This window comes from Aliirhizobium sp. YIM B11859 (genome assembly GCF_057163345.1).
On sequence record NZ_JBXHAY010000002.1, the window covers coordinates 987,614 to 1,001,128 of the forward strand.

Sequence of the window (13,515 nt, forward strand, 5' to 3'; positions counted from 1 at the left end):
GCAAATTTTGCCACAATCGTCGTTATGACCCCCATCCGCTCTGTCTTCTATCAACTTTATAGTCTAGATTGCGCCGCGCAGGGCCGCCTTCCGTAAAATCGGAGCAGGTGGTGATTGCAGTGCGAAAAAATGTAGCACTGCGACGAAACACCTCATGGAGATCGGGGCCATGCTCCGATAGGCGAACTAGATAAAAAGCAAATTTGAGCAGACCAATGTCCCCAATCGTACGGCGTCTTTGCCAGCTTTCACCCCTCCTTACCCTCCCATTCATGTCAGGCTGCGACCTGGTCGTGATGTCGCCGGCCGGCGATATCGCCCAGCAGCAGGCCGACCTGATCGTCGTCTCGACCGTGCTGATGCTGCTGATCATCGTGCCGGTCATTTGTCTTTCGCTTTATTTCGCGTGGCACTACAGGCACTCGAACAAGCAAGCGAAATATGATCCCGAATGGCATCACTCCACCCGCCTGGAAGTGGTGATCTGGTCGGCTCCGCTGGCGATCATCATTGCGCTCGGCTCGATCACCTGGATCGCCACCCACAAGCTCGATCCTTTCCGTCCGCTCGACCGGATCGATGCGGAACGTTCCATTCCGGAAGGCACGAAGCCTCTCGAAGTGGAAGTTGTCGCGCTGGACTGGAAGTGGCTGTTCTTCTATCCCGAATACGGGGTTGCTACCGTCAACGAGATGGCTGCACCGGTCGATCGTCCGATCACCTTCAAGATCACCGCTTCGTCAGTGATGAACTCGTTCTACGTTCCGGCACTCGCCGGCATGATCTACGCCATGCCGGGCATGGAGACGAAGCTTCACGCCGTGATCAACAAGGAAGGCGTTTTCGACGGCCTTTCGGCAAATTACAGCGGTCCCGGCTTCTCGCACATGCGCTTCAAGTTCCACAGCTTCAACCAGCAGGGCTTCGACGGCTGGATCGCCCAGGTCAAGCAGAACGGCACCGCGCTTAACCGCGACGCCTATCTCAAGCTTGAAAAGCCTTCGGAAAAAGAACCGGTTCGCTATTACGCCAACGTCGAAGACGGCCTTTACAAGGCGATCCTCAACGTCTGTGCCACCCCCGGCAAGATGTGCATGGACGAGATGATGCATATCGACATGATGGGCGGCGGCGGCGAGGATAGCCGGGAAAACCGCGATCGTCTGAAATATGAAGGCGGTCCGATCGACATCAACCTGCGCGGACATGGGGAAGAGCATTCCTCCGCCGAGCCCGTCGCATCGCAGACCATGCAGAACATGTCCGGCATGGACATGACGCACGGCAACCATTCCATGCACAACATGGACATGGCCAAGGGCGACGCCGCACAGGCGCCAAAGACAAACTAACCTGGCGCCTAGCGTCGCAAGACTTAATGAACGGGTTGTCCCATGTTTTCCAATCCTGACCTCCTGAAGTTCATCTTCGGCCGGTTAACTCTCGAATCCATTCCCTACCACGAGCCCATCCTGGTAGCGACCTTCGCTGCTGTCGCACTCGGCGGCATCGCGCTTTTCGCTTTCATCACCTACATGAAATGGTGGGGTCCGCTGTGGAATGACTGGATTTGCAGTATCGATCACAAGAAGATCGGTATCATGTACATCATCCTCGCGATCGTGATGCTGCTGCGCGGCTTCTCGGACGCCGTGATGATGCGTATCCAGCAGGCTATCGCCTTCAACGGTTCGGAAGGCTATCTGCCGCCGCACCATTACGACCAGGTCTTCACTGCCCATGGCGTGATCATGATCTTCTTCGTCGCGATGCCGTTCGTGACGGGCTTCATGAACTTCGTCGTGCCGCTGCAGATCGGCGCACGCGACGTGTCCTTCCCGTTCCTCAACAACTTCTCCTTCTGGATGACGACCGCCGGCGCGATCGTCGTGATGATCTCGCTGTTCGTCGGCGAATTCGCCCGTACCGGCTGGCTCGCCTATCCGCCGCTTTCCGGCGTTGAATACAGCCCTGGCGTCGGTGTCGACTATTATATCTGGGGACTGCAGGTCGCCGGTGTGGGTACGACGCTGTCGGGCATCAACCTGATCTGTACAATCGTCAAGATGCGTGCCCCGGGCATGTCCTTCATGAAGATGCCCGTCTTCACCTGGACCTCGCTCTGCACCAACATCCTGATCGTCGCTACCTTCCCGATCCTGACTGCCACGCTGCTCCTGCTGTCGCTCGACCGTTATGCCGGTACGAACTTCTTCACGAACGACCTCGGCGGCAACCCGATGATGTATATCAACCTCATCTGGATCTGGGGTCACCCGGAAGTCTACATTCTCGTCCTGCCTGCCTTCGGCATCTTCTCCGAAGTTGTCGCGACCTTCTCCGGCAAGCGCCTGTTCGGTTACGCCTCGATGGTCTACGCAACCTGTGTGATCATGATCCTGTCCTACCTCGTGTGGCTGCATCACTTCTTCACGATGGGTTCGGGCGCATCGGTCAACGCCTTCTTCGGCATCACCACGATGATCATCTCGATCCCGACAGGGGCGAAGATGTTCAACTGGCTGTTCACCATCTACCGCGGTCGCGTTCGTTACGAACTGCCGATGCTGTGGACGATCGGCTTCATGGTGACGTTTGCCATCGGCGGCATGACCGGCGTCATGCTTGCGGTTCCCCCGGCCGACTTCGTGCTGCATAACTCGCTGTTCCTGATTGCTCACTTCCATAACGTGATCATCGGCGGCGTGCTGTTCGGCCTTATGGCGGGTGTTGCCTACTGGTACCCGAAGGCCTTTGGCTACAGGCTCGACCCGTTCTGGGGCAAGCTCTCCTTCTGGTTCTGGTTGATCGGCTTCTATTTCGCCTTCATGCCGCTCTACGTACTCGGCCTGATGGGCGTTACCCGCCGTATGTCGCAGTTCGACGATCCGTCGCTACAGATCTGGTTCGTCATTGCAGCCTTCGGAGCCGGCCTCATCGCACTCGGCATCCTGTCTTTCATCGTTCAGCTCATCGTCAGCTACATCAAGCGCGACGAACTGAGGGACGAGACGGGCGACCCGTGGCAGGGCCGTACGCTGGAATGGTCGACCTCGTCGCCGCCGCCGGACTACAACTTTGCCTTCACCCCGGTCGTTCATGATCATGACAGCTGGTATGACATGAAGAACCGCGGTTACGAGCGTCCGCTCAAGGGCTTCCGTGCGATCCACATGCCGAAAAATACCGGCACCGGTGCAATCCTCGCAGCGCTCAACGTTGCCCTGGCATTTGCCCTGATCTGGTACATGTGGTGGCTCGTCGTGGTGTCTTTCGTCGCCATCGTCGCTGTCGCGATCGGTCATACGTTCAACTACAAGCGTGACTTCTACATTCCCGCGGAAACCGTTGCCGCAGAAGAAGCCAAGCGAACCGAGCTGCTGGCGAAGCAGGTGTAACAATGAGCAATATTCAGAGCCAATCTGCGGAAAAGCCGCAATTCTACATCGAGGAAGACCATCATCCGGAAGGCAGCACGAACCTTGGGTTCTGGCTGTACCTGATGAGCGACTGCCTCATCTTCGCAACGCTGTTTGCGACCTATGCCGTCGTCGGCCGCAGCTATGCGGCCGGCCCATCGCCGGCAGATCTTTTCGATCTGCCGCTGGTGGCGATCAACACAGCCATGCTGCTGTTCTCGTCGATCACCTATGGTTTCGCGATGCTGCAGATGGAACGCGGCGCAAAATCGGAAACGCTGTTCTGGCTGGCCATTACCGGCCTGTTCGGCCTCGCCTTCATCGGGCTTGAACTTTACGAGTTCAACCACCTGATCCACGAAGGCGCCGGTCCGCAGCGCTCGGCCTTCCTGTCGGCCTTCTTCACGCTGGTCGGTACCCACGGCCTGCACGTCACATTCGGCCTGATCTGGCTGGTGACGCTGATGGTTCAGGTTTCCAAACATGGCCTGATCCCGGAAAACCGTCGTCGCCTGACCTGCCTGTCGATGTTCTGGCACTTCCTCGACGTCGTCTGGATCGGTGTCTTCTCTGTTGTCTATCTCATGGGAGTCGTCGGATGACCGCGAAAGCCCCTTCACACGAAGATGCACACGAAGCCCATCATGCCCACAGCCACGGGCATGAGGCCGGCCACGGCACGTTCAAGAGCTACATGACGGGCTTCGTCCTGTCGGTGATCCTGACGGCCATCCCGTTCTGGCTGGTGATGGCCGACGTGTTCGACAGCAAGGCCGCAACCGTCGGCGCGATCATGATCTTCGGCGTCATCCAGATCGTCGTGCACATGATCTACTTCCTGCACATGAACAGCAAGTCGGAAGGCGGCTGGACGATGATGGCACTGATCTTCACGATCGTCATCGTTGCCATCGCGCTGGTCGGCTCGCTCTGGGTCATGCATCATCTCAATACGAACATGATGGTCATGTCGCCGGAAATGATGAAGAACCTTCCCTAACGGCTAAACGGGCGCCCCCTCTGGGCGGGCGCCCGCATCTGGATATCTTAAGAAGTGGAAACGCCCGTGAAATCATATCTTGGCTTTCGGGCGTTTCTTCTTTTTATGGCCATCGTCTTCACCGCACTCGGCGTCTGGCAGATCCAGCGGCTTTTCTGGAAGCTGGACCTGATCGCCCGGGTCGACGCCCGGGTTCACGCCGAGGCGACCGCGCCGCCGACTTCTGCAGAATGGCCAAAGATAAAGCCGAGCGATGCGGAATATCGACATGTAACGGTAACCGGCAGCTTTGATCACAGCCGCGAAACCTTGGTACAGGCCGTGACCGAGCTCGGACCCGGCTTCTGGGTCGTAACCCCGCTCAATCTTGTCGGCGGCAGCATCGCGCTTATCAACCGTGGCTTCGTACCGCCGGACCGTCGCGATCCATCGTCGCGCGCGCAAGGCCAGGCAGACGGCAAAGTCACCGTTACCGGACTGCTCCGCCTCACCGAACCGGGCGGCGCCTTTCTGCGCAGCAACAATCCCGCGGCCAATAACTGGTATTCGCGCGATGTCGCGGCGATCGGAAGCAGCAAGGGGCTTGCGGATGTTGCACCCTATTTCATCGATGCGGACGCCACAGCCAATTCCGGAGGTTATCCGGTGGGCGGCCTGACTGTCGTCCAGTTCCGCAACAGCCACCTCGTCTATGCGCTGACATGGTTCAGCCTTGCGATCATGTCGATTGCAGCCCTGATCCTGCTGCCCCGGCTGCTGCGCCGGGACGACTGATCCGCGTGAGTGCGCGGAGCTAGCGCTGAACAGCAACAGTAAAAGAATTATTTCGCAGTCATCTTGAACCGGCGGCCTGCCGATACGAGATGCCGATTTATCGCCTCGGCACGGGCTCTGTGCCGGGACGTTGGAGGCTATCTCTCTATCCGGAAGCAGGAACGGTTTCGAGAGCACTCGTTAAAAACCGGAAGACACGCTATACAGTGTCGGATGCAGCTTATCCGGCACTGTAGATGATAACGCTGTCGGTTTGGTGAAGGTATATGCAGAAGACACTGCTTCGTTACATCTGGGAGCATACCAGACCGCAACAGACATGGATCCTGATGATCGTCGCGGCGTCGATGATCCCGTATTTCCTTGCCTTCGATTTGCCCAAACAGATCATCAACGGCCCGATACAGGGCCAGGGTTTCGAGGATCTCAATGGCAAACAGGCCTTCCTCGACTTCTCCTTCACCATTCCGCTTATTAACCAGACCTTCAGTTTCGACGGTTTTCCGCTCGAACGCATGCAGACACTGGTGGCGCTCAGCGGCGTGTTCCTGCTGCTGGTCATCGTCAACGGTGGCTTCAAATATTACATCAACACCTATAAGGGCAGGCTCGGCGAGCGCCTGCTGCGGCGCATACGCTTCGATCTCGTGGACCGGGTCCTGAGGTTTCCACCGCGCCACGCAAAGAGCCTGAACGGCGCCGAAATCGCCAGCATGATCAAGGACGAAGTGGAGCCGTTCGGCGGCTTTACCGGTGATGCCTTCGTTCAGCCGGCACTGCTGGGCGGTCAGGCGCTCGCGGCACTTTTCTTCATCATCCTGCAGAATTTCTGGCTGGGCATGGTTGCCGCCTTCATGGTCGCCATCCAGGTGATCATTATTCCGAAGATGCGTCGCCGGCTGATCGAACTCGGCCGCCAGCGGCAGATCACCGCTAGACGGCTCGCCGGCAAGGTGAATGAAATCGTCGAGGGGCTCGGCACCATCCATGCCTACGACACGTCCAATTTCGAGCGCGCCGATGTCGCGAGCCGGTTGGGCGAGATCTTCCGTATCCGCTACGATCTCTACCAGTGGAAGTTTCTGGTCAAGTTCCTCAATAACTTCCTCTCACAGCTCACACCCTTCCTGTTTTACCTGATCGGCGGCTACCTGACGCTTCGCGGCACACTGGACGTCGGTCAGCTGGTTGCCGTCATCAATGCCTACAAGGATCTGCCCGGTCCGCTCAAAGAACTGATCGACTGGGATCAGGCCCGACAGGACGTGCAGGTCAAATACGAACAGGTGTTCGAGAATTTCGAGGTCGAGGACCTTATCAATCCGGCGCTCCATGCGTTGACGATCACACCGGCGCAGACACATACCGACACGTTGCAGGCCGTTGCCGTATCGGTCAACGACGACAGCGGCGCCAAGGTTGTCGATCACGTCACGCTGAAGATCGATCCGGGCGAGAAAATCGCCATGGTCGATCATCTCGGCCGCGGTGCCGAAGCCATGGCCGAAGCGCTCGGAAGGCTTGCATGGCCGTCAAGCGGTCGCATCTGCCTTGGCGAGACGGATATCAGGGAACTGCCGGAGTCCATTACAGGGCGCCATATCTCCTATGTGTCGACCGACAGCTATTTCTTCCACGGAAGCCTTAAGGATAATCTTCTCTACGGGCTGAAGCACGCGCCGGTACAGAAGTTCGACTATAGCGCCAAGGACATCCGCGAGCGACAGTGGGAGATCCGCGAGGCCAAGAAGGCCGGCAACCCGCATCTCGACATCCGCGCCGGCTGGGTCGATTACAGTTCCGCGGCACTGGGCAACGGCGCCAAGCGCGATCTGAAAAAATCCCTGCTGGCCGCCCTCGATGCGGTGCAGTTGACCGACGACGTGCTGGAGCTTGCTCTGCATTCCATCATCAATCCCAATGACGACCCCGAATTCACGGCACGGGTGGTCGACATGCGGCATGCGCTTCGCGACCGGATGAAGGAACTGGGCATGGAAACCCTGGTCACTCCGTTCGAGCCACATGAATACAACGGCGATGCGACGATTGCCGAAAACCTGCTCTTCGGCGCAACGCTGGAGCCACTGACACGCGACAGCGAACTTCTGTCGAGCGAATATTTCTACATGGCGCTCAACAAGGTCGGGCTGCAGAAGCCTTTCGCCGACATAGGCAAGACGGTGGCGAAGAACCTCGTCGAGATTTTCGGCGGCCTGCCGGCCGACCATCCGTTCTTCCGCCAGGTGACGACGCTTTCTGCCGAGGACATCAGCTATTATCAAAGCCTGCTGCAGCGAAAGAGTGAGCCAAGGCCACCCAATTTCCGCCTTTCGGATGCCGACAAGGCGTTTATCCGATTGACGCTGGAATATGTCGAGCCGCGCTACCGCCTTGGTATCCTGACCTCGGAACTGCAGGACAAGATCGTCGGGTCGCGTGAGTTGTTCTATACGGAGCTCCCGGCCCATCTGCGCGATCTGATCGAGCGGTACGATCCGGACAAATACGTGTCCGTGGCAACGTTGCGGGACAACATCGTGTTCGGCAAACTCAGCAACCGTAATGCGGAAGCAGTCACCGAACTGCGCGCGCTTGCCTCATCGGTTTCGAGAGAACTGGGCTTTGCCGACGAACTGCTCAAGGCAGGCCTCGAATTCGATATCGGTGCGGGCGGGCGCCGGCTGACCCCGGTACAGAGGCGAAAGCTTAATCTTGCGCGCGCTTTAATTAGGCGATCTGACTACTACATATTCAATAAGCCCCTCCCCGGCTTGGAAAGACATGCCCAGGAGGAAATTGTTCAAAACGTGCTTGCATTTCTGGGACAACAGGAGAATGATCCAGCTGTAATCTGGGTCTTGTCAAATATCTCCTTGTCACGTTTGTTTGACCGTGTGGTGATGTTCGACGCAGGCGCAATCCTCGAAGAAGGGTCTTACGAGACGCTCGAACAGGAAAGCGGCACCTTCAAGGCTTTGGTGGCTTAGTCCCATCGATCCTGTAGGAAAGGCGGTAAGAGCGATGTTGCTGTGTGATGAAGTCCAACTGTTGCGGAAACTTCCGTATTTTGCGGAGGTCGACACGTGCAAGCTGAAGCTGCTTGCCTTCGCGTCCGAACGGGTGACTTTCAAGGCCGGTCAGCGCCTTTTCACTGAGGGCGACAGTGGCGACTCTGCCTATTTCATCCTGAGCGGCAACGTGGAATTCCTGGTCAACACGCCGGACGGTCCGGTCAAGGTCAGCGAACGTGGCGCCAATTCGATCGTCGGAGACATCTCGATCCTCTGCGACGGGCCACGTAGCTCGACGGTGAAGGCAGATGGCCTTGTCGAAGCCCTGAAGATCAACAAGGATTACCTTTTCCGCATCATGGACGATTGCCCCGGCATGACCATGAAGGTGACAAGAGCGCTCGCCGAACGGCTTCGCCTGACATCGTCGGAACTGGACAAGGTGCGCGCCCTGCAAAAGGCCTGACGCGCGACCAGCAGGTTTAAATCTTCCGATAGACGAAATAACGGCCTTCCTCGACCGTCGGCAGACGTGGAAGCTCTTCAAGCTTGGCATGCGCAAGCGGTAAGCCACTGACGGCAAATCCGCCCGTTTTCAGCATATCGGAGACAGTATCCGGAAGCCATGTCAGCGTGATGGCATCCCTGTCCGGATATCCGGTGCCGATATCGGCGTGAACGAGGGCCGCGTCACCCGCGGCAAACTCCCTGCCCGTTTCCTTGATCTCGCCCATGACGAAATCCTTCTCCTCAGGCACTATGGTGCGATGGGCATTCATGGCCCGGTCGAAGGCGACAATACGGCGATCGGAAAACAGCTCGCGCAAGTGACTGTATGTTCGTCCGTTGCCCAGTCCCACTTCCAGTATCGGGCCTTCCGGGGGCAGACCCAGATCATGCGCAATGTGATTGAGGATATCGCGCTGGGCGGACATGCGATTGATGAATGCGTCGAGCCGGCTCATGGTTTTTCCGTTTCTATGCTTTGACGATGGTGTCGGACGGGATGCCCTTGCGGGCGAAGACGTTGCGGGTATCGACGATCAGCGGCGAGAGCCGCGCTATGATGTCATAATCGACATTGTCGTGATCGGTCGCGATTACCACGGCATCGTAGGAGCCAATTGCCTCTTCACTCCACTCGATAGAACGCCGGCCCTTGAGATCCGCATATTCGCGGGTTGGCGGAATTTCCGCGACATAGGGGTCGAAATAGGCTGCGGACGCACCGCGGCGTTCGATCAATTCCATCAGCCGAAGCGACGGACTTTCGCGGATGTCCGGCACGTTTTTCTTGTAGGCAAGACCGATCAGAAGAACCTTCGAACGGCTGAGGGCTTTGCCGCTGCGGATATCCAGCGCTTCCGCCAGCCGGTTGACGACATGGTGCGGCATGGCGGTATTGATCTCGCCGGCCAGCTCGATGAACCGGGTCGGCGTTTCGAATTCGCGCGACTTCCATGTCAGATAGAAAGGGTCGATCGGAATACAGTGGCCGCCAAGACCGGGACCGGGATAAAAGGGCATATAGCCAAAGGGCTTGGACTTGGCCGCATCGATGACTTCCCAGACGTCGATGCCCATGGCGTCGTAGACGAGCTTCAGTTCGTTGACGAGAGCGATGTTGACGGCGCGAAAGATGTTTTCCGTCAGCTTTACGGCTTCGGCGGTCGCAGTCGTCGAGACGGGCACGATTGTCGAGACGGTCGCGCCGTAAAATGCCTGCATCAGGCCGGATGCCGCTTCGCCGTCACCGGCCACAACTTTCGGAATGGTCGCTGTTTGGAATTGACGATTGCCGGGATCTTCGCGTTCGGGCGAATAACCGAGGAAGAAATCGCTGCCCGATTTCAGACCCGTCCGTTCCAGGATCGGCTTGACCACTTCGTCGGTGGTTCCGGGATAGGTAGTCGACTCCAGCACGATCAACTGGCCCTGGCGCAGGGTTGCGGCAATCGCCTCTGCGGTTTTCGCCACATAGGACAGGTCGGGATCGCGATGCGCCGTCAACGGTGTCGGCACGCAGATTGCTATGATATCGCACTCGGCGAGGCGGGCGAAGTCGCAGGTCGCGGAGAAACGACCTGCCTCGCATTCAACCTGAAGGGCCTCGGTCGGGACGGCCTCGATATAGCTTTCACGCCGATCGATGAACGCGATCTTGGTCGGGTCGATATCAAAGCCGGTAACCGAAAACCCTGCCTTCGCAAAAGCCATGGCCAGCGGCAGGCCAACATAGCCGAGCCCCACGACACCTGCCCTCGCCGCGCGCGCATTGATCTTGGCGTGAAGCGCCGAGGAGGTGGATGAATTGGTCATGACGGGAGAAATCCTTGCTGTGAGGCAGTAGCGGACAGTTGTGAGAGAAGCGTCGACGTGTCAAGAGTGGTTCACGGGGAGATGATCCCCTCCGCGTGATGCCAGGTCTATGAAAATCCTGTTCTATTCTCCGCTCAAGTCGCCCAGCCACCCCGTTCCTTCGGGCGATCGGCTGATGGCGCGGATGCTGATCGGCGCCTTCGAACGTCTGGGGCATGATGTCGTCGTGGCGTCCGAAATGCGCAGCTTCATGCGCTCGGCGGACATGAATGAGGCGCTTGAGGCGACGATGGCACAAGCTCAACGAGAGATCCAGCAGATCACCGCCCGCCATACCGGAGCGGATCTCTGGTTCACCTATCATCCTTATTACAAGGCGCCTGATCTGCTGGGTCCGGCCGTATCGAAACGTTTCGACATTCCGCTGATCAATGCCGAAGCCTCCTATTCGAGCCGTCGCAATATCGGCGCATGGAAGACGTCTCAGGAGATGCTGATCCAAAGCCTCGGGGCCGCTGCCGTCAATCTTTGCTTCACCCGCCGCGATCAGGAGGGCCTGGCAACGGCAGTTCCTGATGCCAGGCTTGCGCTGATTGCGCCGTTCATCGATAGCGGCCCCTATCTGGAACTCTCGCCATCGCCTGAGCCTTTGCGGCTGATCACGGTCGCCATGATGCGGGCCGGCGACAAGCTCTCGAGCTACAGGGCACTTGCCGCGAGCCTGAGCCTGATCGCCGACCGTCCCTGGAAGCTGGCCATCGCCGGCGACGGCGAATGCCGCAACGAGGTCGAAGCAGCTTTTGCGCCGCTCGGCAGCGGACGTATCGAATGGCTTGGCGCGCTTTCGCAGCAGGAGATCGCCGCTCAGTTGTCGCGGGCTTCGATCTTTGTCTGGCCGGGGCATGGAGAAGCCTATGGGCTTGCCTATCTGGAAGCGCAGGCGGCCGGACTGCCGGTTATCGCCGAAGCAACGGCCGGTGTGCCAGAGGTCGTGGAACACGAGCGCACAGGCCTGCTGACACCGCCAGACGACCACGCCGCCTTCGCCCGGGCGATCGTGCGTCTCCTCGACGACGATGCGTCTAGGAGACACCTTGGACGGCAGGCAAGACGATTTGCGACGGAAGAGCGGTCGATCGCCGGTGCGGCGGCAGACCTGGATCGTATCCTCGATACCTATGTGAGATGACCGGATGAGCCGAAGCCAATTCGTCGACATGCTCGACACCTATGTGAGCGGGGGAAGAACCGCCTGTCTCTGGCTTCGCGACGACGACGCGGTCGAACCGAGCGGGCCGCTCTCCCGCTTGCTGGCGCTTTCGGCCAAATGGAACGCTCCGATGACGGTCGCCGCCATCCCGGCCCATGCAACTAAGGAACTTGCGAACCTTTTCCACGACTTGCCGCTGATCAGTGTCGCCGTGCACGGCTGGGATCATGTAAACTATGCGCCGTCATCAGAGAAGAAGCAGGAACTCGGTCTGCACCGAGGCGAAGAGACCGTGCTTGCCCGCCTTGCAGACGGGCTGGCCCGTCTCAGGGACATGTTCGGTGAGCAGGCCATTCCGCTCCTGGTACCGCCATGGAACCGGATTGCCCCCGCCCTCGTCGGCCACCTGACAGGTCTCGGCTATCATGCGCTGTCGGTTTTCGGGCCTGAACGCAACGATGCTCCGTTGCCAATGGTGAACACCCATGTGGACATTATCGACTGGAAGGGAAACCGTGGCGGGCGCTCCTTCGATCCGCTCTATGCGGAGGCCGCAACGCGTCTGCGGGTAAGCAGCACGACGGAGACAAACCTTGGCATTCTCACTCACCATCTCGTGCATGACGAGGCGGCATGGGCGTTCCTCGACGATTTCGTCGCTTTGACCGCTGGCCATCCGGCTTGCCGGTGGATGCCCGTCGGATCGTTGATGAAGCGCGCTTAAGGACGAAGGTACCCTACCAGGGCTTCCAGGCGATCAGCAGGCCGGAATCGTCGCGCTCCTCCAAGTCGGCGGCGAAGGCCCTGACATCGTTGAGCGACGTTGAGGACGGCATCGCCCCCGCGACGAAACCCGCATCGGCGAGGCTGACCGGTCCGGACCGGGCAAGAACCGTGAAGATCAGCGGTCCGGTCGACCACCATGCCGGCGCGTCACCAAGGTTGGCCACCACCGACGGCAGGACATTGCACAGTCTTTCGAAGACGGGATTACCTGACGGTGTCGCGATGAATGAATTGGCAAACAGCGTGCCCCCTCTACCAGTGTTGCGCGGCGTATCCTCGGCAAATGCAGCCAGTCCGATGAGCGGCAGGAGATGATGGAACGTCTTCGTGCTGCGCGCCGGATACCAGTCACAATCAAGATAGATGCCGCCGAGATCTCTCAGGATCATGTAGCGGACGACATCGACAGCCCCCGGAAAGTCGCCTTCCTCCAGCATGTGGCTTAGCGCGGAATTGCGATCATAACCGGATTGAACAAGATCTGCCTCGCGCCATAACCTATGCCGATAACCATGAGCCGCGGCATGGTCGACCCAGGCCGAGACGGTGGGAGGAACAGGCTTTGAACCCAGCCATATCTGATGGATGCAGCGCGGGACATCGGCACGCGACAGCGCAACCATTGTCTCGCGCTCGGCCGCGGAGAAATGGGCATGAGGCAAAAGCTTTTCCGGCGGCGGCACGAGGTGGAACTGATAGGCGGCCTTGCGGACCGCATCACCTTCGGTTTTGGCCAGTTTCAAGAGCGCCGATTGCAGGCGTCTGGGCAAGCCGAGTGAGGTCGTCGCATCAGCTTCACCGAGCCCTCCGGCCTCGATCCCTGCCAAAAGATCGCGTGCTTCTTCCAGCTGGCCCGAGTCAATCAGCTTCTTTGCGGCGCCTAGCATCCTTTTGTAGTCTGGTTCGTTATTCATCCGTAGCGATCCGACAATCTTTATAGGCCATGGACTATCATCATTGCTCTGCGCTACGCTCAATTTTGTTCCAGCGTCA

General features: G+C 58.6%; 12 protein-coding genes. 9 read left to right on the forward strand and 3 right to left on the reverse strand.

Annotation, left to right across the window (positions count from 1 at the left end; translation table 11 throughout):
- Positions 1–215 precede the first annotated feature (215 nt).
- From cyoA to AC2GXZ_RS11040, 7 genes are all read left to right on the forward strand, one after another.
- Positions 216–1,352, forward strand: a complete 1,137-nt coding sequence (cyoA, locus tag AC2GXZ_RS11010; protein ID WP_483759180.1) for a ubiquinol oxidase subunit II — start codon at positions 216–218, stop codon at positions 1,350–1,352.
- Between the two features lie 42 nt (positions 1,353–1,394).
- Positions 1,395–3,398: a cytochrome o ubiquinol oxidase subunit I gene (gene cyoB / locus AC2GXZ_RS11015; RefSeq protein ID WP_483759181.1), complete on the forward strand. Its 2,004-nt coding sequence runs from the start codon at positions 1,395–1,397 to the stop codon at positions 3,396–3,398.
- A gap of 2 nt (positions 3,399–3,400) precedes the next feature.
- The gene (gene cyoC / locus AC2GXZ_RS11020) at positions 3,401–4,021 is read left to right on the forward strand and encodes a cytochrome o ubiquinol oxidase subunit III (protein WP_483759182.1); all 621 of its coding nucleotides are present in this window, start codon (positions 3,401–3,403) and stop codon (positions 4,019–4,021) included.
- On the forward strand, positions 4,018–4,419 hold the full coding sequence (gene cyoD / locus AC2GXZ_RS11025; RefSeq protein WP_483759183.1) for a cytochrome o ubiquinol oxidase subunit IV: 402 nt from the start codon (positions 4,018–4,020) through the stop codon (positions 4,417–4,419). Before cyoC ends, cyoD begins: the two co-directional genes overlap by 4 nt.
- 105 nt (positions 4,420–4,524) lie before the next feature.
- Entirely contained in the window at positions 4,525–5,193 is a 669-nt protein-coding gene (locus AC2GXZ_RS11030; protein WP_483759411.1) for an SURF1 family protein, read from the forward strand.
- Positions 5,194–5,459: 266 nt separating this feature from the next.
- On the forward strand, positions 5,460–8,183 hold the full coding sequence (locus AC2GXZ_RS11035; protein WP_483759184.1) for an ABC transporter transmembrane domain-containing protein: 2,724 nt from the start codon (positions 5,460–5,462) through the stop codon (positions 8,181–8,183).
- 61 nt (positions 8,184–8,244) lie between these two features.
- Positions 8,245–8,673, forward strand: a complete 429-nt coding sequence (locus AC2GXZ_RS11040; protein WP_483759185.1) for a cyclic nucleotide-binding domain-containing protein — start codon at positions 8,245–8,247, stop codon at positions 8,671–8,673.
- Between the two features lie 16 nt (positions 8,674–8,689).
- On the opposite strand, the gene AC2GXZ_RS11045 is transcribed toward AC2GXZ_RS11040, so the two are convergent.
- On the reverse strand, positions 8,690–9,172 hold the full coding sequence (locus tag AC2GXZ_RS11045) for a class I SAM-dependent methyltransferase (RefSeq protein WP_483759186.1): 483 nt from the start codon (positions 9,170–9,172) through the stop codon (positions 8,690–8,692).
- A gap of 13 nt (positions 9,173–9,185) precedes the next feature.
- Positions 9,186–10,526: a nucleotide sugar dehydrogenase gene (locus AC2GXZ_RS11050; RefSeq protein ID WP_483759187.1), complete on the reverse strand. Its 1,341-nt coding sequence runs from the start codon at positions 10,524–10,526 to the stop codon at positions 9,186–9,188.
- A 109-nt stretch (positions 10,527–10,635) separates the two neighbouring features.
- On the opposite strand from AC2GXZ_RS11050, the gene AC2GXZ_RS11055 reads away from it, so the two are divergent.
- Both AC2GXZ_RS11055 and AC2GXZ_RS11060 read left to right on the forward strand, forming a co-directional pair.
- Positions 10,636–11,715, forward strand: coding sequence for a glycosyltransferase family 4 protein (locus tag AC2GXZ_RS11055; protein WP_483759188.1), 1,080 nt, complete (start codon positions 10,636–10,638; stop codon positions 11,713–11,715).
- A 4-nt stretch (positions 11,716–11,719) separates the two neighbouring features.
- The gene (locus tag AC2GXZ_RS11060; protein ID WP_483759189.1) at positions 11,720–12,460 is read left to right on the forward strand and encodes a polysaccharide deacetylase family protein; all 741 of its coding nucleotides are present in this window, start codon (positions 11,720–11,722) and stop codon (positions 12,458–12,460) included.
- 13 nt (positions 12,461–12,473) lie between these two features.
- Here the strand turns inward: AC2GXZ_RS11060 and AC2GXZ_RS11065 are convergent, their stop codons facing one another.
- Entirely contained in the window at positions 12,474–13,436 is a 963-nt protein-coding gene (locus AC2GXZ_RS11065) for a glycosyltransferase (protein ID WP_483759190.1), read from the reverse strand.
- Positions 13,437–13,515: the final 79 nt, after the last annotated feature.